20 protein-coding genes are annotated in these 19,974 nt (G+C 67.5%); 16 read left to right on the top strand and 4 right to left on the bottom strand.

Annotation, left to right across the window (positions count from 1 at the left end; genetic code table 11):
* The first annotated feature begins 34 nt into the window (after nucleotides 1–34).
* Both IEX43_RS03170 and IEX43_RS03165 read left to right on the top strand, forming a co-directional pair.
* Nucleotides 35–1,159 carry an alpha/beta hydrolase gene (locus IEX43_RS03170; RefSeq protein WP_229666275.1) on the top strand — a complete coding sequence of 375 codons (1,125 nt, stop codon included), beginning with the start codon at nucleotides 35–37 and terminating at the stop codon, nucleotides 1,157–1,159.
* Nucleotides 1,119–2,066 carry an alpha/beta fold hydrolase gene (locus IEX43_RS03165; protein ID WP_188809006.1) on the top strand — a complete coding sequence of 316 codons (948 nt, stop codon included), beginning with the start codon at nucleotides 1,119–1,121 and terminating at the stop codon, nucleotides 2,064–2,066. Before IEX43_RS03170 ends, IEX43_RS03165 begins: the two co-directional genes overlap by 41 nt.
* On the opposite strand, the gene IEX43_RS03160 is transcribed toward IEX43_RS03165, so the two are convergent.
* Complete coding sequence (locus IEX43_RS03160) at nucleotides 1,973–2,866, bottom strand: glycosyltransferase family A protein (RefSeq protein ID WP_229666274.1); 894 nt, start codon at nucleotides 2,864–2,866, stop codon at nucleotides 1,973–1,975. The genes IEX43_RS03165 and IEX43_RS03160 overlap by 94 nt on opposite strands.
* Before the next feature lie 108 nt (nucleotides 2,867–2,974).
* Here IEX43_RS03160 and IEX43_RS03155 point away from each other — a divergent pair, with 108 nt between their 5' ends.
* The 7 genes from IEX43_RS03155 to IEX43_RS03125 all read left to right on the top strand — a co-directional run bounded on the left by IEX43_RS03155 (nucleotide 2,975) and on the right by IEX43_RS03125 (nucleotide 11,547).
* Nucleotides 2,975–4,363: a sigma 54-interacting transcriptional regulator gene (locus IEX43_RS03155; protein WP_188809005.1), complete on the top strand. Its 1,389-nt coding sequence runs from the start codon at nucleotides 2,975–2,977 to the stop codon at nucleotides 4,361–4,363.
* 54 nt (nucleotides 4,364–4,417) lie between these two features.
* The gene (locus tag IEX43_RS03150; RefSeq protein WP_188809004.1) at nucleotides 4,418–6,424 is read left to right on the top strand and encodes a vWA domain-containing protein; all 2,007 of its coding nucleotides are present in this window, start codon (nucleotides 4,418–4,420) and stop codon (nucleotides 6,422–6,424) included.
* A 67-nt stretch (nucleotides 6,425–6,491) separates the two neighbouring features.
* The gene (locus IEX43_RS03145; protein ID WP_188809003.1) at nucleotides 6,492–7,430 is read left to right on the top strand and encodes a 5'-3' exonuclease; all 939 of its coding nucleotides are present in this window, start codon (nucleotides 6,492–6,494) and stop codon (nucleotides 7,428–7,430) included.
* A 118-nt stretch (nucleotides 7,431–7,548) separates the two neighbouring features.
* Entirely contained in the window at nucleotides 7,549–7,896 is a 348-nt protein-coding gene (locus IEX43_RS03140) for a hypothetical protein (protein ID WP_188809002.1), read from the top strand.
* Nucleotides 7,886–8,500: a hypothetical protein gene (locus tag IEX43_RS03135; protein ID WP_188809001.1), complete on the top strand. Its 615-nt coding sequence runs from the start codon at nucleotides 7,886–7,888 to the stop codon at nucleotides 8,498–8,500. Before IEX43_RS03140 ends, IEX43_RS03135 begins: the two co-directional genes overlap by 11 nt.
* A gap of 84 nt (nucleotides 8,501–8,584) precedes the next feature.
* On the top strand, nucleotides 8,585–11,239 hold the full coding sequence (gene hrpB, locus IEX43_RS03130) for an ATP-dependent helicase HrpB (protein WP_188809000.1): 2,655 nt from the start codon (nucleotides 8,585–8,587) through the stop codon (nucleotides 11,237–11,239).
* 155 nt (nucleotides 11,240–11,394) lie between these two features.
* Nucleotides 11,395–11,547: a hypothetical protein gene (locus IEX43_RS03125; RefSeq protein WP_188808999.1), complete on the top strand. Its 153-nt coding sequence runs from the start codon at nucleotides 11,395–11,397 to the stop codon at nucleotides 11,545–11,547.
* A gap of 43 nt (nucleotides 11,548–11,590) precedes the next feature.
* Here IEX43_RS03125 and IEX43_RS03120 read toward each other — a convergent pair whose 3' ends face one another.
* Nucleotides 11,591–12,268 (bottom strand): alpha/beta hydrolase family protein, encoded by a 678-nt coding sequence (locus tag IEX43_RS03120; protein ID WP_188808998.1) that lies wholly within the window; start codon nucleotides 12,266–12,268, stop codon nucleotides 11,591–11,593.
* Nucleotides 12,269–12,336: 68 nt separating this feature from the next.
* On the opposite strand from IEX43_RS03120, the gene ligD reads away from it, so the two are divergent.
* The gene (gene ligD / locus IEX43_RS03115) at nucleotides 12,337–13,359 is read left to right on the top strand and encodes a non-homologous end-joining DNA ligase (RefSeq protein WP_188808997.1); all 1,023 of its coding nucleotides are present in this window, start codon (nucleotides 12,337–12,339) and stop codon (nucleotides 13,357–13,359) included.
* A 63-nt stretch (nucleotides 13,360–13,422) separates the two neighbouring features.
* Here ligD and IEX43_RS03110 read toward each other — a convergent pair whose 3' ends face one another.
* Nucleotides 13,423–14,043, bottom strand: coding sequence for an L-threonylcarbamoyladenylate synthase (locus IEX43_RS03110; protein ID WP_188808996.1), 621 nt, complete (start codon nucleotides 14,041–14,043; stop codon nucleotides 13,423–13,425).
* Nucleotides 14,044–14,174: 131 nt separating this feature from the next.
* Here IEX43_RS03110 and IEX43_RS03105 point away from each other — a divergent pair, with 131 nt between their 5' ends.
* The 6 genes from IEX43_RS03105 to IEX43_RS03080 all read left to right on the top strand — a co-directional run bounded on the left by IEX43_RS03105 (nucleotide 14,175) and on the right by IEX43_RS03080 (nucleotide 18,223).
* Complete coding sequence (locus tag IEX43_RS03105) at nucleotides 14,175–14,615, top strand: VOC family protein (protein ID WP_188808995.1); 441 nt, start codon at nucleotides 14,175–14,177, stop codon at nucleotides 14,613–14,615.
* Between the two features lie 77 nt (nucleotides 14,616–14,692).
* Entirely contained in the window at nucleotides 14,693–15,379 is a 687-nt protein-coding gene (locus IEX43_RS03100) for a hypothetical protein (RefSeq protein ID WP_188808994.1), read from the top strand.
* Nucleotides 15,380–15,397: 18 nt separating this feature from the next.
* Complete coding sequence (locus IEX43_RS03095; protein WP_188808993.1) at nucleotides 15,398–15,904, top strand: HAD domain-containing protein; 507 nt, start codon at nucleotides 15,398–15,400, stop codon at nucleotides 15,902–15,904.
* 153 nt (nucleotides 15,905–16,057) lie between these two features.
* A complete protein-coding gene (locus IEX43_RS03090) occupies nucleotides 16,058–17,311 on the top strand; it encodes an inorganic phosphate transporter (protein WP_188808992.1) in 1,254 nt (417 codons plus the stop codon).
* Nucleotides 17,308–17,529 carry a hypothetical protein gene (locus tag IEX43_RS03085; RefSeq protein ID WP_104187371.1) on the top strand — a complete coding sequence of 74 codons (222 nt, stop codon included), beginning with the start codon at nucleotides 17,308–17,310 and terminating at the stop codon, nucleotides 17,527–17,529. Before IEX43_RS03090 ends, IEX43_RS03085 begins: the two co-directional genes overlap by 4 nt.
* Before the next feature lie 133 nt (nucleotides 17,530–17,662).
* Nucleotides 17,663–18,223 carry a dihydrofolate reductase family protein gene (locus IEX43_RS03080; RefSeq protein WP_188808991.1) on the top strand — a complete coding sequence of 187 codons (561 nt, stop codon included), beginning with the start codon at nucleotides 17,663–17,665 and terminating at the stop codon, nucleotides 18,221–18,223.
* A gap of 53 nt (nucleotides 18,224–18,276) precedes the next feature.
* On the opposite strand, the gene IEX43_RS03075 is transcribed toward IEX43_RS03080, so the two are convergent.
* Nucleotides 18,277–19,845 (bottom strand): HNH endonuclease signature motif containing protein, encoded by a 1,569-nt coding sequence (locus tag IEX43_RS03075; protein ID WP_188808990.1) that lies wholly within the window; start codon nucleotides 19,843–19,845, stop codon nucleotides 18,277–18,279.
* Nucleotides 19,846–19,974: the final 129 nt, after the last annotated feature.

Raw genomic sequence — 19,974 nt, 5'->3', positions numbered from 1 at the left:
GCTTGTGAAGGGTCCCGCCCGGTACCATTAAGGGATGACCAGGGCGGTCCGGGATCCACGCAGCACCTTTTCGCTGGCACGGAGAGTGCGGGGCTTGCTGCGCCGGGTGCCGGTGTGGAGCTGGCGGCTCCTCATGGCGGGCGTGAGCTCCCGCGAACGGGCCAGGTTCAACACGGATCCCCGCACCGACGTCGATTACGTCCATGACATCACCTATGCAGACGATGCGGCCGCCGGGCACCGGCTTGACGTGCTCACGCCCCGGAACATCGTGCTTGACGGGGGCGAGGCCCTTCCGGTCTACGTGTATTTCCACGGCGGAGGGTGGACGTCCGGGGATAAATCGGCCGTCACCAAGTACTGCGCCAACCAGGCGTCGGGCGGAATGGTGGTGGTCAACGTCAACTACCGCACGCCGCCCCGCTTCCACATGGGCCATGTGCTCCATGACGCCAACGCCGCGGTAGCGTGGGTCCGCAGCAACATCGGGCGTTACGGCGGTGATCCCGAATGCGTGGTCCTGGGCGGCGACTCCGCCGGGGGACAGATCGCCGCTTTGTTCACGGCTGCCACGTTGCGGCCCGAGCTCGCCGCGCACTACTCCCTCTGCCCTGCTGTGGCCGGGCATCACCTGAGGGGCCTTGTGCAGCACTGCAGCGTGGTTGATTTTTCCGTGTTCTTCAAGAGCGGCTTCATCATGAGCCTGAACTTTGTCCGCATGCTGCTGCCCCCGGCAGGCCCGGCACGGAGCCGGATCCGAAACCCCTTCACCACGCCGGAAGCCATCGAACGGCTGAAGACCCAGGCCGGCTTCATGTCCCCCATCGAGTGGCTCGACGGCCGGTTCCCGCCGGTATTCGTCACTACCTCGGAACGTGACTTCCTGTACGAGGCCAACGTAAATTTCATCAGCAGGCTCAAATTCCACGGCGTTCCGGTGGACACCCTGATCTACCAGTGGTCCAACGCCAACACCGAGCACACCTGGCAGCAGGACTACCGCTATCCGGAATCCCAGGAGGTGTACCTCCGGCTGCACGCCTTCGTCCGGAAGGTCTCGCAGCGCCCCACGGCGCACGCCTCTCACGAAACGCGGGCCTCGGGGCTATCTTGGGACGATGGGAGCCCAGGACCAGCCGCCTTTAGGGGTCAGCCCTGACGAGTTCGGTTCGGCCCGCGTGGACGAGGCTGCCCTGCTCGATGCCGGGCTGGGCGACGTCGATTGGGCCAGCCCGCCTCCGGGATCGCAGTCCATGCGGATCCCGGCGCCCAGCGGGCAGCTCGCTGCGCGGGCCATGGGCGATCCTCATGATCCCTGGATCATCCTGGTCCCGGGCGCCACGGGCTCCAAAGAGGACTTTTCGCTGATGATGCCGGACCTGGCCGCCGCAGGTTACTTTGTGCTCAGCTACGACATGGCCGGCCAGTACGAATCGGCGGCGGCAGGGCCGGAGAACCTGGTGCCGCCACAGCTGCACTACGACTACGGACTATTCGTTGAAGACTTCCTGACGGTCCTTGACGCGGCCGGGAAGCCGGCCCACGTGGTGGGCTATTCGTTCGCCGCGATCGTTGTCCAGATTGCCTACTCGCAGCGGCCGGACCTGTTCCAGACGCTGACGCTCCTGAGCTGTCCGCCGGAGCCCGGACAGAGTTTCCGCAGCGTGAGCCGGATTGGCAGGTTCAGCAGCTGGGCGAATGGACGGATCGGTGCCGCCCTGCTGATCTGGGGAATCCGGCGGAGCTTCGTCCGCGTGCCCAGGAGCCGCCAAAAGTTCGTCAATTACCGTTTCCGCTTCACCCGCCGCGCTTCAGTGCGGGACATCTACGTGCTGATGAAGAACGTCCCGGACCTGCGCGGTCTTTTGGCTGCTGCGTCCCTTCCGAAGTTCGTGGCAGTGGGCGAACATGATCTCTGGCCTTTGCAGCTGCACCGTAAGTTCGCCCAGGCCATTGGTGCCAGGATCGCCGTTTACCGTGGCGGGCACAGCCCGTGCGAGACGTCGCCGCACCAGTTCAGCCGCGATCTCCTGGCCTTGTACGCGAAGGACAGCGGGCCTGCCTGAACGTTATCCGCCGTCGTCTCTTCCTGCCCGCCTGCGGTGCGTCTCCAGGCTGCGCCGCGCCCGTGCCCGCTCCAGGCGGCGCCGCAGTGGCGGTTCCTCCCTGAACTCCACCCGGAAGGTAACCAGCGACATGCGGATATGGCGGCGGATGGCCAGTTGGTGAGTGGCCGGGCGGAGACCCCCATGACCAGGTTTGGGGCGTAGATGACCGCCATCTCCGGGCGGAGGTGGTAGGAGATGTCAAGGTCGTCGTGGACCTCGGGGTTGTTCCTCTCCACGCTGCCGCCGATCGCCTGCCACACATCCCGGCGCAGCGCGAAGTTCGACCCGTAAACGGGCGCATGGCCCAGGAGGAAGCCGACCACCCTGAAGTAACCGCCCAGGAAGACGTGCCGTCCGGCCCACTGGATCCAGCGGCGCCCGCCATAGAACTCGCCGGGCCCGGTCACCAGGGACAGAGGGCCCGCGGCGTCCAGGACGGCTTCCACACGTTCCAGCCAGTCTGCCGGGGGCCTGGAGTCTGTATCCAGCCGGGCGATGATATCTCCCGCCGCCGCATCAAACCCGGCAGCGGTGGTGGCCGGAATACCCGGCACATCGACCAGGATCCGCCGGACTCCCGCTGCGCTGCAGACGGCGGCAGTATCGTCGCTGCTGGCATTGTCCACCACGATGATCTCGTCCGCGGGCCTGGACTGCCGGGACAGCAGGTGCAGGCACACCGCGAGCATCGCGGCGTCATTCCGGGTGGGGATCACCACCGAGAGCCTTGACGCGCTCCCTACGGGCTCCCTGGACACGCCATCACCTCCATGTTCCACGCGGCAACCTCTGCACCAATGCTGGGGGATGGAAGCGCGCACCGGCAGGGGCTTTTGTCACCCATGGTGCGGGGCTACGGTGTAGTGGTGACCCATCGTCCCGATATTTTCACCGTTGGTGAATTGCGTGCCTCCGGCCACGTCCTCAAGGACCTGCGCCAGGAAATCCGCGGAAACCTGCTCGCCGCGCTCGCGGCCGGCAAGGATCCGTGGCCGGGGATCTACGGCTTCGGCCGGACGGTGCTTCCCCAGCTCGAGCGTGCGCTGCTTGCCGGGCATGACGTGGTCCTGCTCGGCGAGCGGGGGCAGGGCAAGACGCGGCTCCTGCGCACCCTGGCCGGGCTCTTGGATGAATGGTCGCCCATCATCGAGGGGTCCGAACTGAATGAACACCCGTTCGATCCGATGACCGAGCATTCCCGCGCCCTTGCCCTGACCGAGGGCGACCGGCTGCGGGTAGCCTGGCGCCACCGGTCGGAACGCTACGTGGAGAAACTCGCGACGCCGGACACCTCCGTCGCGGACCTCATTGGCGACGTCGACCCGATGCGGGTGGCCGAGGGACGGCGTCTCGGGGACCCGGAAACCATCCACTACGGCCTTGTCCCGCGCTCCAACCGCGGCATCATCGCCATCAACGAACTGCCGGACCTTGCCGAACGGATCCAGGTGTCCATGCTCAACGTGATGGAGGAGCGGGACATCCAGATCCGTGGCTACGTGCTCCGGCTTCCGCTGGATGTGCTGGTGGTCGCGTCCGCCAACCCGGAGGACTACACCAACCGCGGCAGGATCATTACGCCGTTGAAGGACCGCTTCGGCGCGGAGATCAGGACGCATTACCCCCTAGAGCTCGACGACGAGGTGTCCGTGATCCGGCAGGAGGGGCAGCTGGTGGCCGACGTCCCGCCGGTGATCCTCGAAATCCTGGCCCGCTACACCCGTGCGCTGAGGCAGTCCCCGGCGATCAACCAGACCTCCGGGGTCTCGGCACGGTTCGCCATTGCCGGCGCCGAAACAGTGGCCGCCGCGGCCCTCCGCCGAGCCAGCATGCGCGGCGAAGCCGAGGCCGTCGCGCGGATCGTGGACCTGGACACCGCAGTGGAAGTCCTCAGCGGCAAGATCGAATTCGAATCCGGTGAGGAAGGGCGGGAACAGGCCGTCCTTGACCACCTCCTGCGCACGGCCACGGCCGAAGCCGTGCGGGCGCATTTCCAGGGCCTTGACCTGGGCCCGCTGGTGGCAGCGCTGGACGGGCACACCACCGTCACCACCGGGGAGCACGTGACAGCACGTGAGTTCCTCGGGAACCTGCCGTCCTTGAACGGGTCGGGGCTCTACGACGAGATCGGCAGCCGCCTCGGCGCCGGGAACGAGGGCCAGCGGGCGGCCGCCATCGAACTGGCGCTGGAAGGCCTCTACCTGGCCCGGCGGATCTCCAAGGAGTCCGACGACGCGGAGACGGTCTACGGCTGACGGCACCACGGTGCGTGGCTGGGCAAGTGGCTGAAGCGAGGGACGGGCGGCACCATGAACATCCATAACCATTCCGCCAGGTACGGACGGTACGCCGGCGGGCCGGACCCGCTCGCCCCGCCGGTTGACCTGGCGGAGGCGCTGGACGCCGTCGCCGAGGACGTGATGGCAGGGTACTCGCCCCGCCACGCCCTGCAGGAGTTCCTCCGGCGCGGCGGGCGGAACCGGGAAGGCCTGGACGATCTCGCCAGGCGCGTGCAGGAGCGCCGGAATGACCTGCTGGGCCGGCACAACCTGGACGGCACCCTCAACGAGGTGAAGAAGCTCCTGGACACTGCCGTGCTGGAGGAACGCAAGCAGCTGGCCCGCGATGCCATGATGGACAATGCAGACCGTGCCTTCCGGGAAATGCAGTTGCACAACCTGCCGGCGTCCACCGCTGCGGCGGTCAAGGACCTGGCCTCCTATGACTGGCAATCCGGCACGGCACGGGAAGCCTACGAGCGGATCAAGGACCTGCTGGGCCGCGAGGCCCTGGACCAACGGTTTGCGGGCATGAAACAGGCGCTGGAGGGTGCCACTGAGCAGGACCGGGAAGCCGTCAGCGCCATGCTGCGCGACCTGAACACGCTGCTGGACAAACACCGGCGCGGCGAGGATACCGATGAAGACTTCCAGGAGTTCATGGCCCGCCACGGCGGCTTCTTCCCTGAAAACCCCCAGTCGGTCGAGGAACTGATTGACGCCCTCGCCAAGCGGGCCGCTGCTGCCCAGCGGCTCCTGCAGTCCATGTCCCCCGAGCAGCGCGAAGAACTGATGCGGCTTTCTGCCCAGGCCTTCGGCTCACCGGAGCTCATGGCCCAGCTTGGCCAGCTCGACGACAGCCTGCGCGCCCTGCGCCCCGGTGAGGACTGGACCGGTTCGGAACGCTTCGAGGGCCAGGAAGGCTTGGGCCTGGGCGACGGCACCGGAGTGCTCCAGGACATCGCCGAACTGGACGAGCTCGCCGAACAGCTCTCCCAGTCCTACAGCGGCTCAACCCTGGGCGACCTGGACCTGGATGCCCTGGCGCGCCAGGTCGGGCAGGACGCCGCCGTCACCGCCCGCACGCTGGCCGACATCGAACGGGCCATGCAGGACGGCGGGTACCTGAGGCGGGGCGCGGACGGGGACCTGCGGCTCTCACCGCAGGCCATGCGGCGGCTGGGGAAGTCCCTGCTGCGGGATACGGCCAAGCAACTGTCAGGGCGGCAGGGACGCCGGGATACCCGGGTTGCCGGCGCGGCCGGGGAGCAGACCGGATCCAGCCGCCAGTGGGAGTTCGGGGACGCCGAGCCCTGGGACGTCACCCGCACGCTGACCAACGCGATCAGCCGCACCGCGGCCGGCGGCGGAACCCCTGGCAGCGGCCTCCGCCTCACCCCGGCGGACATCGAAGTGAGCGAAACTGAAGCGCGGACGCAGGCCGCCGTCGTTCTCCTTGTGGATGTGTCCTTTTCGATGGCGTCCGAGGGGAGGTGGGTTCCGATGAAACGCACCGCGCTCGCGCTGCACCATCTGGTCTCCACCCGTTTCCGCGGCGACAGGCTGGAACTGATCACGTTCGGCCGCCATGCCCAGGCAATGGACATCGAGGGACTCACCGCCCTCCCGCCGCTGCGGGAGCAGGGAACCAACCTGCATCACGGATTGCTGCTTGCCGGCCGTTTCTTCCGCAGGCACCCGTCCATGCAGCCTGTCCTCCTGGTGGTGACCGACGGCGAACCTACAGCCCATCTGCTGCCGGAAGGCGAGGCGTGGTTCTGCTGGCCCTCCGACCCGGAAACAATCCGAGTGACGGTCGCGGAGCTCGACCGGCTGGGCAGGGCCGGCACGCAGGCCACATTCTTCCGGCTGGGGGCCGACCCCAGCCTGGAACGGTTCGTCCAGCGCATGGTGCGCAGGGTGGGCGGCCGGGTTGTCGCTCCAGAGGCAGGGAATCTGGGCGCCGCGGTGGTGGGGGAGTACCTGCGGGCACACTTCCGGGGACAGGCCTTCGGCGACTCCGATTGGGCCTCCTAGCCGGGCAGCCGGCAAAGTGCCGGAGCCGTTGCCCCGTTACCGGGCTGATTCATGTGAGGATCGAAGCATGCCTGACCGCCTTATGCTGCTGGACACCGCATCGCTGTACTTCCGCGCCTTCTACGGACTGCCGGACACGATCCGCCGCGGGGACGGCACACCGGTCAACGCCGTCCGCGGCCTGCTGGACATGATCGCCCGGCTCACCACGGACTATGGGGCGACGCACCTCATTGCCTGCTGGGACGACGACTGGCGGCCGCAGTGGCGGGTGGAGCTCCTGCCCACCTACAAGGCCCACCGGGTGGCGGAGGCCGTGGCGGGTGCCCCGGACGTCGAAGTTGTCCCGGACGCGCTGGAGGCGCAGCTTCCCATGATCCGCCGGGTTCTTGGGCTCGCCGGCATCGCCATTGTGGGCGCCCCCAACCATGAGGCCGACGACGTCGTGGGCACCTATGCGAGCCACGCGGACCTTCCCGTCGACGTGGTCACCGGCGACCGCGATCTCTTCCAGGTCTGCGACGACGAACGCCAGGTCCGCGTGATCTACACAGCCCGCGGCATGAAGAACCTGGAGGTCATTACCGAAGAAGTAGTGGTGGCCAAGTACCGGGTGCTGCCGCAGCAGTACGCGGACTACGCAACATTGCGGGGTGATGCCTCCGATGGCCTGCCCGGGGTTGCAGGAATCGGCGAAAAAACCGCGGCCTCGCTGCTGCTGAAGTACGGCACCCTGGAGGGCCTGCTGGAAGCGGCCGGGCATCCCGGCAGCGGCATGGCTGCCCCCGTGAGGGCCAAGCTGGCCGCCGCCGCGGACTACCTTTCTGTGGCGCCCGCCGTGGTAAGGCTGGTGCGGGACCTGGACCTGCCCAGTCCCGAACAGGCGGGTGCGGAACTGAATCCCGTGCCGGATGAACCACGGGCCGAACTCGAACGGCTCGCCACCGAGTGGAACCTGGGCGGCTCGGTGAGGCGTCTCCTGACGGCCCTTGACCTGCGGCAGTAGGCCCGGCGGGTTACTGTTTTCCCGCCGCGCCACGCTTGCAACATCCAATTCAGGTAGTAAGCTTGCTGACCATTAGTACTAAGCTTGCTGATTAATTGGAGTGGCGGGAGCGGGTCGAATGAGTGCAGTTGTTGTTGCCATCTGGTCCTTGGTGGCCGCAGCCGGAGCGGCCCTTGCCTCCAGCGCCCCGTACGGCGCCGTGGGCCACGGAGGCCAGTACCTCGCCGGCCATGTGCTTCTGGGCCTTGGGCTCGGTCAGTTGCTGGCTGCTGTGGTCCGGTTTGCCGTGCGGCGAATGGTTGCCGGAGCAGCCCGGACGGCACCCGCGCCCCTCGCCGCGGTCCCGGCACTGCAAACCGCTGCCGCGCCTGCAGGGGACAGGATTGCTGGGGACGTTGCAGCCGTGACCGTCCTTTATCCCCGTCCTGCCGCCGTCGTGCCCTTGCGGGGCAGGCATGCCGCCTGACCATCTCCAGCCGGGTGGGGCGCAAGGCTCCCCGCCAGGGCGCCCGCACCGGAGGTTCTGGGCCGGACTCGCCGCGGCAGCGGCGGCGGCCGCCCTGGTTACAGGCGCAGTCAGCGTCTTCCCGGGTTTGAGCACTGCCGGTTCAGATGAGGCCACCCTCCGCGGCTTCCAGATCCGCGTTCTCAACGTCACCCAGGCCGCCGCTGAGAACAGGCTGGACGGAGTTCTCGATGCCCTTGAGGCGCTTGAACGGGACCTCGACCTGGCCGCCGGCCAGGGTTCAATCTCCGCGGCCCGGTACCGGGGGATCGATGCGGCCCTGGAGGCGGTCCGGGCAGATGTCACCCGCACCATCACGGCCCAGTCAGCCTCGGCCGCGGACGCAAAAGCAGCTGTCACCACGGCGGAGGCGCCTGCGGCGATCGTCGCCACCCCTGAGCCGGAGCCGGTGCCGGAATATGTGCAGTCCCAGCCGGTCCAGCTTCAGCCGGAGGCACCTGCCGCCGCTCCGGTCCCGGCACCTGAACCCGCCCCGCAGGAACAGAACCTTCCAGACGCCGCCAAGGAAGCCAGGGAAAAAGGCAAGGGCGTCGGAAAGCCCTGAACCCTCCGCTTTACAGGCCCGGAACCCTGTGCCCGCCGGGGCCCGTTGTCCGTAGCTGACTGACGCGCCGGGCAAAATGGAGGGATGACTTCCCCCAGCCGCCGGCAGGTGCCCCAACCGGGCCGTGCCTTCGACCTCACGGCCATCGGTGTTGGCCTGCCCTTTGCCGGCTCGCTCGCGGCTCTGGCCGAAGCGCTGGGCGATGGCGTGACGGGAGGAACGGCGGTAGTCCAGGCGCCGCCGGGAACGGGCAAGACCACCCTGGTTCCACCACTTCTCGCGAACCTCGAGGCGCATCTGAAAGCCGGCGCCGCCGCAGGGCCCCGCAGGATTGTTGTCACCCAGCCGCGCCGTGTAGCCGCCCGTGCCGCAGCCCGCCGGCTCGCTGACCTCGACGGCAGCCCGCTAGGCAGCCGTGTGGGTTATACGGTGCGGGGAGAGCGCCGGACTGGACCCGAAACCCTTATTGATTTCGTCACGCCCGGCATCCTGCTGCGACGCCTGCTGGCCGATCCGGACCTGACGGCGGCCGGCGCAGTAGTTCTGGACGAGGTGCACGAACGCGGCTTGGAAACGGATCTCCTGTTTGGCATGCTCACCGAAGTCCGCCAGTTGCGCGGCGACCTCACCGTCGTCGCCATGTCCGCCACCCTGGACGCCCCCAGGTTCGCTGCCCTGCTGGGAGGCCACGACGGCGGCGGGCCGGCTCCCGTTGTTGGCTGCCCCTCGGCCCTCCATCCGCTGGAGACGGAGTGGTGTCCTGCGCCCGGCCCGCGGCTGGACGGCAGGGGAGTGACGCGTGCTTTCCTGGATTTCATCGCAGACACCGCTGCCGGGGCCCACCGGCAGGCACTGGCAATGGACCGCGCTGCCGACGCGCTCGTCTTCGTCCCGGGGGCCTGGGAAGTGTCCCGGGTTGCGGCGGGGCTCCGAAGCCGGGTGGGCCCGGGGACTGACGTGCTGGAACTCCACGGCAGGGTAGGCCCAGCCGAGCAGGACCGGGCGGTATCCGGGCGCCGGCCGGAGGAGAACCCGAGGATCATCGTTTCCACGGACCTGGCCGAGTCGTCGCTGACCGTACCGGGGGTCAGGCTGGTCATCGACTCGGGGCTGTCCCGTGAGCCGCGGCGCGACGCCGCCCGGGGAATGAACGGGCTGGTAACGGTTTCCTGCTCCCGCGCCTCTGCCGACCAGCGTGCGGGACGCGCGGCCCGCCAGGGCCCCGGGACAGTGGTCCGCTGCTACAGCCAGCAGGCGTTCGTTGCCGCCCCGGCCCACGTGACGCCGGAAATCTCCGTGGCGGACCTTGCCGGCGCCGCCCTGGTGATGGCGTGCTGGGGGTCACCGCGAGGGAAGGGCCTCGCCCTGCCGGACGCCCCGCCGGAGCAGGCCATGGAAGATGCCATGGAAATCCTGCACGAACTGGGTGCCGTGTCCGGGGATGGCCACGCTACCGCTGCCGGCAGGACCCTGGCGGGCCTCCCGGTTGATCCGCGGCTGGGCCGCGCCCTGCTCCTCGGCGCCGCTGCCGCCGGTCCCGGGGCGGCAGCCGAGGTGGTGGCCGCCGTGGCCAGTGATGCGCGCGCTCCCGGGGCGGACCTGCCGCGCCTCCTGTCCGACCTCCGAAGCGATAAGGGACCGGCCGGCCAGCGCTGGGCGGACGAAAGCCGCCGCCTCCAGGTCCTGGCGCAGCAAGGAGGGCCGCTGGCTGACATTCCCGGTTTCCCGCCCCTCACCGGCGGGATCGCACTGGTGGGCGCCGTCGTCGCCCTCGCCTTCCCGGACCGCGTGGCACGCAGGGTTCCCGGCGACGGTCCCGAGCGGTACTTGCTGTCCTCCGGCACCCGGGCCGGACTCCCTGCTGGAAGCAGCCTTGCCGGGCACGAATGGCTGGCAGTGGCTGAGGTGTCCCGAGGCGAAGGCAGGGACTCGGCCGGTACCGGTGCCGTGATCCGCGCCGCCGCCCCGCTCTCCGCCGGCCTCGCCGAATCAGCCGCCTCCCACCTCCTGGTCGAGAACGTGGAGGCGGCCTTGACGCAGGGCCGGGTCACCGCACGCAAGGTCCGGCGGCTGGGCGCTATTGTCCTCGCGTCCACGCCCGTGCGACCGTCGCCTGCCGAAGGCCGCGCCGCGGTGGAAGCAGCGCTGCAGCAGGAAGGACTGGCTGCCCTTAACTGGTCGACGGCGGCAGAGGCCTTGCGCAGGCGTCTCGCCTTCCTGCACCGCGAGCTGGGGGAGCCGTGGCCGGACGTGTCGGAGGCCGGACTCCTCGGCCGGCTGCAGGACTGGCTGGGACCCGAGCTTGAGTCGCTTGCGGCCGGTGCGGACGTGAACGCGGTGGACCTTGCCGAGCCGCTGCGGCGGCTGCTTCCCTGGCCGGACGCAGCCAGGATGGATGAGCTCGCTCCGGAAGCCCTGGAAGTTCCCAGCGGCTCAAGGGTGCGGATTGACTACCCTGACTGGTCGGATGTGACGGCGCCGCCGGTGGTGGCTGTCAAACTCCAGGAGTGCTTTGGCCTGGCCGCGACGCCCCGCCTGGTCAACGGCCGGGTGCCGGTGCTGTTCCATCTGCTCTCACCGGCCCGGCGCCCGCTGGCTGTCACCGGCGACCTGGCGTCATTCTGGTCCGGACCCTACGCCCAGGTCCGCGCCGAAATGCGGGGCCGCTACCCCAAGCACCCCTGGCCCGAAGATCCCTGGTCCGCGCCCGCCACTGCACGGACCAAACAGCGGAACTAGCGTCCCGCCGGGGCAGCCTCCCCAGTCGGTGTTCCGTGAGTGAGATGTCCGATACACGCTTGTTACTTCGCGTCGACGCGCTGAAACATGCGCCGCATAGGCTCGTTTCCACCTGGACAGAGTGGTCCACACGCAGACATGGAAGGACCTACAGAATGTTTCTCCTCAACAACCTCAATCTCCTGCTCGACGGCCGCCGGAGCGATGACAGCCGGTTCCACGCAGGCGGAACCGGAAGCACGGAATTCCCCAAAGGGCAGCTCACCTCCGCAGCCTGGGAAGGCTGGTGGCACGAAGAAGCGGCCTGACGGCCGCACTTCCGCCGGGCCGGCCCCTGGAACGCGTCCGGCGTCAGCCGGAGGAGCGGATAAAGCGGGCCACCGGCTCCGCCAGGGAGGCACCCACCTCCGCCGCGGAACGCTTGAGGCCTGCCACCGCAAAGGAATGGTCGCCGCCGTCCACCCACTGCAGGACGGCTGAGGGCCCGATCCTGCCCACAACATCCTCAAGGAGTTCGGGGGTAGCGAACGTGTCCCGGCTGCCCTGGAGGAAAAGCATGGGCGCAGTGATGCCGTACAGGTGTTCGTCCCGGAGCTTGTCGGGCTTCCCCGGAGCATGCAGTGGGTACCCAAGAAACACCAGCCCGGCGGCTTCCATCCCCTCCGCGACGGCCATGGAGGCCATCCGTCCGCCGAACGACTTGCCGGCAGCCCACAGCGGGCCGGTATCGCCGTATTCCGCCGCCCGCTCCGCCGCAGCCGCCATAGCGGCCCGCCAGGCGGCGATGGCCGCGGGCGGCCGGTCCGGAAATTTCCGCCCCGCCTCCCGGTAGGGAAAGTTGAAGCGCAGGGTGGCAATTCCCAGCGAGTTCAACCCACCGGTAAACCCGTGCATGAAGGGATGATCCATGCCGGCGCCGGCACCATGGGCCACCACCACAGTGGCGGTCGGGTTGTCGGGGCGGGCAAAGGCGGCGCCCACCGTGCCCTCGCCCACGGGGATGCGGAAGTCTGATGCTGAAACGGACATGTCTCCATCTTGCCGGACCGGCTGCGCAAATCTGCCGGTCCTCCGATCCTGGGGTGTACGTTGTCCCCATGGCGAGTGAACAGATCACCCTTACGGTTCAGGGCCCCCACGGCGAGCGCGAGATGCGCATCTCCAGCCCCAGTAGGGTGATCTGGCCGGAACCCGGAATCACCAAACTCGACCTGGCGCGGTACATCACCGACGTCGGGGAAGCATTCATCGCTGCCAACGGCGGCAGGCCCGTGGCGCTGCAGAGGTTCTCGGGCAGCATCGAGGGGGAGATGTTCTTCTCCAAGAACCCGCCAAAGGGTGCCCCGGAGTTCATCCGGTCCACCCCCGTGGTGTTCCCGAGTGCCCGGTCTCACCCCATGCTGATACTTGACGAACCCGCCGCCGCCGTGTGGGCAGTCCAGATGAACACCATCGTGTTCCACCCCTGGCCTTCACGCGCGGACAACACGGACAACCCCGACCAGCTCCGGATCGATCTTGACCCCCAGCCTGGAACGGACTTCGACGACGCCGTCCCGGCTGCCCTGGCGCTGAAGGAGGTGCTGGCAGAGGCAGGCCTGGAATGCTTCATCAAGACCTCCGGCAACCGCGGCCTGCACGTCTATGCGCCCGTCGAACCCACCAGGGAATTTCTCGACGTCCGGCATGCGGTGATCGCCGCCGCCCGGGAACTGGAACGGCGTATGCCGGACAAGGTCACCACGGCCTGGTGGAAGGAAGAGCGCGGCCAGCGGGTGTTCGTGGACTTCAACCAGGCGAACCGGGACCGGACCATCGCAGGCGCCTACAGCCCGCGGCCGCTGGCCCATGCGCCAGTGTCCTGCCCCATCACCTGGGACGAGCTGGGAAACGTGGACCCGAAGGACTTCACCATCCTGACCGTGCCGGACCGGCTTAAGACGGTCGGTGATCCTTGGGCTGACATGCACAGCAAGCCCGGGACCATTGACACCCTGCTCGGCTGGTGGGACCGCGACCTCAAGTCCGGGCTCGGAGAGCTCCCCTTCCCGCCGGACTACCCCAAAATGCCGGGCGAGCCGCCCCGGGTGCAGCCCAGCAGGGCGCGGAAACAGGACTAGCCCACCCCGGACGGGGCGGGCCGCCGTGGATAAACCTGCGTCCGGACCGGAGAATCGGGCCGGCTATTCGAAGCGGGACGGGTCCCCTGTTCCGCGCCGAACCACCTCGGCCACGCCGCTGGAGAAGTCGATCACGGTGGTGGGTTCGGAACCACAGTCACCGGCATCGATCACGGCGTCCACCTGGTGGTCCAGGCGTTCCTTGATTTCCCAGCCCTGGGTCAGCGGGTCCTCCTCATCCGGCAGCAGAAGGGTGCTGGAGAGCAGCGGCTCGCCCAGTTCCGCCAGCAGCGCCTGGACCACACGGTTGTCCGGAATCCGCACACCTACGGTCTTCTTCTTGGGATGCAGCAGGCGCTTGGGAACTTCCTTCGTTGCCGGAAGGATGAAGGTGTAGCCGCCAGGGGTGACTGCCTTGATGCTGCGGAAGACATCGTTCCCGATGTTCACGAACTGTCCCAGCTGGGCAAAGTCCCGGCAGACCAGCGTGAAGTGGTGCTTGTCGTCCAGGCGGCGGATGTTCCTGATCCGGTCCAGTGCGTCCCGGTTGCCCACCTGGGCACCCAGCGCATAGCAGGAATCCGTGGGGTAGGCGATCAGGCCGCCGTCGAGCACTATCTTGACCGCCTGGGTGATGGCACGCGGCTGGGGGTCCTGGGGGTGAACGTCAAAGTATCTGGCCATGACCCAGAGCCTACGGCCCAGCCGGACACTTGTGCACCACCCGCCCCGTTTCCCCTACCACCTGCCCCTGCTTTGAGGCAGGATGGTGACTGGTTCCACCATGTCCCGTCCCCACGCCAAGGAGATCCATCATGCCGACCACCCTCAATCCCTACCTCAGCTTCCGCGACAACGCCCGCGAGGCGATGAACTTCTACCAGTCCGTCTTTGGCGGCGAGCTGACCCTGAGCACCTTCGGGGAGTTCCAGGCCAGCGACGATCCAGCGGAGTCGGAGAAGATCATGCACGGCATGCTCACCACCAGCAAGGGGATGGTGCTGATGGGCGCCGACACTCCGAACAGCATGGGGTACACGCCGGGGGCGTCCATTTCCATCTCCCTCAGCGGCGACGATGAAGCGGAACTTCGCGGCTATTACCAGAAGCTCAGCGGCGACGGCGGGACGGTGACCGTGCCCATGGAGCAGTCACCCTGGGGTGACATTTTCGGCATGTGCACGGACCGCTTTGGCATGGCCTGGCTGGTCAACGTCAACAGCGCCCAGGGCGCCGCGGGAACTCCCCAGGGCTGATCCGCCTTCTGGCGTGCGGCTTCCTGGGGTGGCTGCGGGTTCTTGAGGAGGGTGCCGGGCGGTGCGAGGATTGAGGCGTGGAATCCCTCTTTGAGTTCCTTGACGACAAATGGTGGCTGGTCTTCCCCGCGATCGCCTTTGCCGGGCATTGGACCAACTCGCTGCGCAAGGCCGGCGAGCGGCGGCACCAGCGAAAAGTGGAGCTGTACAAGCTCAAGAACCAGTCCCATGAACTCGACAGGGCCTCCGCAACGGACGTCGAGGCGCTTGTTGCCACCCACGACTCCATCAACAAGCGCTGGCTGGACTACGAGCTGGACGTTGGGAAGCTCATCGATTTTCCGCTCATGACCGACGTCCGTGAACCGCTCACTGTGGCCTTCCTCCGGGCGAAAAGGGAGGCGGACGGCCAGCGCCCGGATTCCCCGGCGGACATGGCCTCGCCCTCGCGGCTGGAGGCCTACCGGAAGGCAGTCGACAGTTTCGCGGTGGCGCTGGAGGTGGCCGAACGTGAAGCCCGCCGGATCCGGGACAGCAAGTTCACCGGCCCGGAGCGTGAACGGCTCGCCACTGCCCGGCAGCTGCTGAGGATCGCCGGGGACCATGCCGCCACTCCAGCCGAACGGCAGGCGGCCTACAAGCGCGCCCGCCGCGAACTCGATGGCCTGATCGTCCTGCCGGATGCCACCGTTGCTGCCCTGGAGGGGCAGGTAGCGCCAGGGCTTGACGCCGGCCGGGAACCGTCGGACTTCCGGCACCACTAGGTTCTCTGGACCCCGGCCGTGACCCGCACTCTCTATATCGATGTCGACGGCGTTATTTGTCCTTTCGGACCGGAAGGCTCCAGCGGCTGGGGATCCGGCTGGAAACATTCGACTGCTGGGCTCCTGCCCGTGGCCTACGCACCTGAACTGGTGGACGCACTGAACGGAATCGCCGCAATGGCAGGGGTGCGGTGCGTCTGGCTCACAAGCTGGGAAGAACTCGCGCCGCAGTATCTGTGCCCGGCCATCGGCCTGGACGGGGCACGGTGGCCATACCTGACGGCGGATGGGGCAGGCACGGGCGCCGGCTGGTGGAAGCTTGCGGCCATTCAGGATGATGTGGAAGAGACCGGTCCGGAAGCCGTGGCCTGGATCGACGACCAGCTTGGGTTCGAGGCGGAGGCGCAGTCCTGGGCCAGGCTCCTTGGCCGCCGGATCCTGCCATTGTCCCCGGACCCGAGGCGCGGAATCTCGCCTGCCGAACTGCAGCGGGTGCAGTCATTTCTGGTGCGGCCGTTGTTTTGACCTGATGCCGCGGACGCGTACGATCGATAAGGTTTCACGCCGGTTGTGTTAACGCCACAGGTCATTCCAAGCGAACAGCTGGTGAATTATGCTGTGCAAGGCAGCCGGGGGAGATGAAACTGCTGAACGTCGACTCTGCAGATTGGGCAACAGGTGGATATCACCTTCATGGTGGCGCTGGTCATCGCACTGGCACTATTTTTCGACTTCACGAACGGCTTCCATGACACCGCGAATGCCATGGCCACGCCCATTGCAACCGGCGCCATCAAGCCGAAGACAGCGGTGACCCTGGCGGCCATCCTGAACCTCGTGGGCGCATTCCTCTCCACCGAGGTGGCCAAGACGGTCTCTGGCGGAATCATCCGGGAAGGGTCGGACGGGATCCAGATCACGCCGGACATCATTTTCGCCGGCCTCATGGGTGCCATCCTCTGGAACATGATCACGTGGCTCAAGGGCCTGCCGTCGAGTTCCTCGCATGCGCTGTTCGGCGGTCTGATCGGCGCCGCGATCGCCGGCATCGGCTTCAACTCGATCAACCTCGAGGGCCTGATGCAAAAGGTCATCCTCCCCGCCATCTTCGCCCCGCTGATCGCCGGTATTGTCGCCTACATCTGCACGCGCCTGGCATACGCCCTGACGTCCCGGCATGACCCGGAGACCGGCAGCAAGCTCACCCAGAAGCGCGGCGGCTTCAGGAGCGGACAGATCTTCACCTCAAGCCTGGTGGCCCTGGCTCACGGCACCAACGACGCCCAGAAGACCATGGGTATTATCACCCTGGTCCTGATCGCCGCAGGCACCCAGGAGGCCGGATCCGGCCCCCAGTTCTGGGTCATTGCCGCTTGTGCCTTCGCCATCGCCATCGGCACCTACGCCGGCGGATGGCGCATCATCCGCACCATGGGTGCCGGCCTCACCGAGGTGAAGCCGGCCCAGGGTTTCGCGGCGGAGACCAGCACCGCGTCCGCGATCCTTGCGTCCTCGCACCTCGGCTTTGCCCTCTCCACCACACAAGTGGCGTCCGGTTCCGTTATCGGATCCGGCATGGGCCGGAAGGGGACCAGCGTCCGCTGGAGCATGGTGGGAAAGATCGCCCTGGGCTGGCTCTTCACTCTTCCGGCAGCAGGCATTGTGGGGGCCCTGACCGCCTTGCTGGTGAAGACCGGTGTCGTCGGCGTCCTGATCGCCGCCGTTGCCGGCACCGCTGCTGTCCTTTTTATGTTCTTCTACTCACGCAAGTCCGCCGTCGGCCACCACAACGCCATCGAGGTGGAGGAAGCCGGCCAGGCCGTGCGCTTTGCCAAGAAGAAGGCCATGGCGCGTGCGCGCGCCCACGCCAAAGCCAAAGCGCAGGCAGAGGCTGACGCTGACGCCAACAACCAGAAGGAGACTCAGCGATGAAGTGGTTGGAACTCCTGACCGTTGCCGGCGCCACTCTGACGGCCGCGGTAACAGTTGTGGTCCTGTACTCGCTCGGCGTGCGGCTCACGGCCATCGCCGCTGACGTCCAGCAGACGTCCCCGGGCATTAAGCGGTCCCTCGCCTACATCTGCTTCGGCCTGTGCAGCCTGGCGGTCCTCTTCGGGTTGTACCTGATCATTCCGTACTTCTCCGGCTGACGAGGCCCTGTCGCTGCGCCCGGTTGACCCCGGCAGTGCCCGCCACTGTCTTTACTTGAGCAAGTTTCTGCTCACCCTCCTCGGGTCCAACCAGTCTCTGGCAGGCGCTGGCGCGGTTGGCTAGGCTTGGTCCATGCCCCGCATCCAGTACTTTGTTGCCGCGTCCCTGGACGGCTTTATTGCCACCCCCACTGATGACCTGGGCTGGCTCCTGCAGTTCGACGGTTTCGAGGGCGGCAAGGAAAGCTATGACTCGTTTATGGCGGGTGTGGGCTGCATCGTCATGGGTGGTGAAACCTATTCGTGGCTTCTGGAACACGAACCGGACAACTGGCCTTACCCGGATACCCCCTCCTATGTGTTCACCCACCATGAGTATGCGGCGCCGGCGGGCTCTGACATCACGTTCGTCCGCGGGGACGTGACCGAATTCGCAGCGGACTTCGAACGGGCCGCGGGCGGCAAGAACATCTGGGTGGTGGGCGGCGGCAACCTGGCGGCTCAGTTCTTTGCTGCCGGCCTGCTGGATGAAATCATCCTGTCGGTGATTCCCGTGGTTCTGGGAAGCGGCAAGCGGCTGCTCCCCCTGGAAGGGCCGACGCCGCCGCTTGAGCTGGTTGCCTCCCGCACCATGGGCAGGGGCATCGTTGAGCTGCGGTACCTCTTGGACGGCCGCGCGGCCAGCGGCACTTAGGCCAACGGCGCACAGCGCAGGGCGTGCAGGTCAATGACCGCGCAGCCGCCCGGTCAGCCTCTGTCATAGAAGAACTTTTCCAGCTCGACTTCTGCCTGGGATAGCCCGCGATGTAGAAGATCCGCGAAGCCACCTGGGGCGGCGGGCGTGGGCGGGTAGGGCGGCGGGCGGTGCGCTTGTCCCTTATGACGTTCCCGGGGCTGCTCCTCCGGTTTTGGTCGCGCGGGCATGGCCGACATGACAGTTTCGGGCCAGTGGGGTGGTTCCCAGTCCTGGTGTTCGCTTTTGTAGTGCCGGCCGGTGGGTGAGGTCCAGCCGGGTGGTTGGTTTTTGGTGGCGGGTGTTGGTGTCCAGCCGGTGGTGTGTCGAAGTTTGTGGTGTTTTGGGCAGGGTTGTCCGAGGTTGCTGATTCCGGTGGTTCCGCCATGGTGCCAGGCGAGGAGGTGGTCTGCCTCGTTATCCAGGGAGCTGTTGCTGCAGCCGGGGAAGGGGCATGTGCCGTCCCGCATCCGCAGCCAGTTCCGCATGGCTTTGGTGACCCGGTAGCTGGTCCGGCCGATTTCCAGCGGCGCCCCGTCCCTGGGATCAACGAGCACACGGTGGAAGGAGTCAGCTCCGTTCGCGACAAGTTTCCGGGCCATGGACGGCGGGATGGGCCCGAACCCGTCCAGCATGGCGGGCTCGTCGGTCACTCCCATGAAGGCCAATACGGGCACGGTGACGAGCACCTGCGCCCGGATCGTCGACGACGGGGTGGGATCCGTTCCTGCGCCTGCCACGGCGCTGTTGCCTGCATTGGAGTTTGTACTGGTGCCGCTGGTGAGGATCGCTTCGGCGAACTGGTCGGCCCGGATCTGGGTGAGGGTGCGGGGCTCGTCGGGTCCCTGTGCGGCCCGGGCGAGGGCGTTGAGGCGGTTCCAGCCCGCCAGTGCCTGATGGGCGGGGAGGCAGGCCGACAGCCAGGCCATGCCGTCCTGGTCCGGCCGGTATTCCACCCGCCGGTCCGCCAGACCCTTGGCGTGGCGCTTCTCGATAGATTCGGGATGGTGGCGTTCCCGCCAGGTGCGTGCTTTGTGCTTGAACCGGTGCGCGGGCATCTCCCCGATCGTGGCCGCGGTGGCGGGCCTGGGGGTGTCCGGGTCCAGGAAATGGCCCTCAAGGGCGGCGGCGCCGGCGGCATCGAGGGTGGCTGCCTCGTCCGCCATGCCCCGGGCGTGCTGCCACGAGAGCGTGCCGGCCTGCAGGGCCAAAAGTGTCAGGGGCAAGGTGGTGGTCAGGGCGTGGGAGACGGACAGGAACGCGCTGGCGGCCCGCGGCCCGATGGCCAGCACGCACCCGATCTCCGCGGCGACGGCCATTTCCTGTGCCTGCACCGGCGTCCCGGGAGGGGCCAGGGCATGGGCGGTGTCGGCGTACTTCATGGCAGCGCGAGACTTCAACCCCGCCACGCCGGCCTCCACAGCCGCCGCGCCGGCGAGGATGTCCAGGTTTCCATCGGCCAGCCCGGCCAACGGATCGGCAGCCGAGAACGGCTCCGCGCCACACCCGTCCACCTCCGCATTGAGCACGGCAAGGGCGGCCCTGATGTCCGCAAACGCCCTTGCCACCGCTTCGCTGCCCATAAACCCATCATCGGGGGAGGGTCTGACAATCACGCGGACAGCACACCCGCGGAAGATTTCCCAGGAGGCTTTGCTGCCAGCGGAAACCGCCAATCCTGCCCCGCATGTTGGCGTCCAGGCGACTTGTGC

It is taken from the genome of Pseudarthrobacter polychromogenes (genome assembly GCF_014644495.1).
In the GTDB taxonomy this organism is placed as follows: domain Bacteria; phylum Actinomycetota; class Actinomycetes; order Actinomycetales; family Micrococcaceae; genus Arthrobacter; species Arthrobacter polychromogenes.
The sequence above is the reverse complement of the archived record's forward strand: the minus strand, read 5'-3'. Positions and strand labels throughout refer to the sequence as shown.

Coding starts and splice junctions, on each gene's coding strand:
- IEX43_RS03170 (WP_229666275.1), top strand. CDS start 35: ATGACCAGGGCGGTCCGGGATCCACGCAGCACCTTTTCGCTGGCACGG.
- IEX43_RS03165 (WP_188809006.1), top strand. CDS start 1,119: ATGGGAGCCCAGGACCAGCCGCCTTTAGGGGTCAGCCCTGACGAGTTC.
- IEX43_RS03150 (WP_188809004.1), top strand. CDS start 4,418: ATGAACATCCATAACCATTCCGCCAGGTACGGACGGTACGCCGGCGGG.
- IEX43_RS03145 (WP_188809003.1), top strand. CDS start 6,492: ATGCCTGACCGCCTTATGCTGCTGGACACCGCATCGCTGTACTTCCGC.
- IEX43_RS03140 (WP_188809002.1), top strand. CDS start 7,549: ATGAGTGCAGTTGTTGTTGCCATCTGGTCCTTGGTGGCCGCAGCCGGA.
- IEX43_RS03135 (WP_188809001.1), top strand. CDS start 7,886: ATGCCGCCTGACCATCTCCAGCCGGGTGGGGCGCAAGGCTCCCCGCCA.
- hrpB (WP_188809000.1), top strand. CDS start 8,585: ATGACTTCCCCCAGCCGCCGGCAGGTGCCCCAACCGGGCCGTGCCTTC.
- IEX43_RS03125 (WP_188808999.1), top strand. CDS start 11,395: ATGTTTCTCCTCAACAACCTCAATCTCCTGCTCGACGGCCGCCGGAGC.
- IEX43_RS03120 (WP_188808998.1), bottom strand. CDS start 12,268: ATGTCCGTTTCAGCATCAGACTTCCGCATCCCCGTGGGCGAGGGCACG.
- ligD (WP_188808997.1), top strand. CDS start 12,337: ATGGCGAGTGAACAGATCACCCTTACGGTTCAGGGCCCCCACGGCGAG.
- IEX43_RS03110 (WP_188808996.1), bottom strand. CDS start 14,043: ATGGCCAGATACTTTGACGTTCACCCCCAGGACCCCCAGCCGCGTGCC.
- IEX43_RS03105 (WP_188808995.1), top strand. CDS start 14,175: ATGCCGACCACCCTCAATCCCTACCTCAGCTTCCGCGACAACGCCCGC.
- IEX43_RS03085 (WP_104187371.1), top strand. CDS start 17,308: ATGAAGTGGTTGGAACTCCTGACCGTTGCCGGCGCCACTCTGACGGCC.
- IEX43_RS03080 (WP_188808991.1), top strand. CDS start 17,663: ATGCCCCGCATCCAGTACTTTGTTGCCGCGTCCCTGGACGGCTTTATT.
- IEX43_RS03075 (WP_188808990.1), bottom strand. CDS start 19,845: ATGGGCAGCGAAGCGGTGGCAAGGGCGTTTGCGGACATCAGGGCCGCC.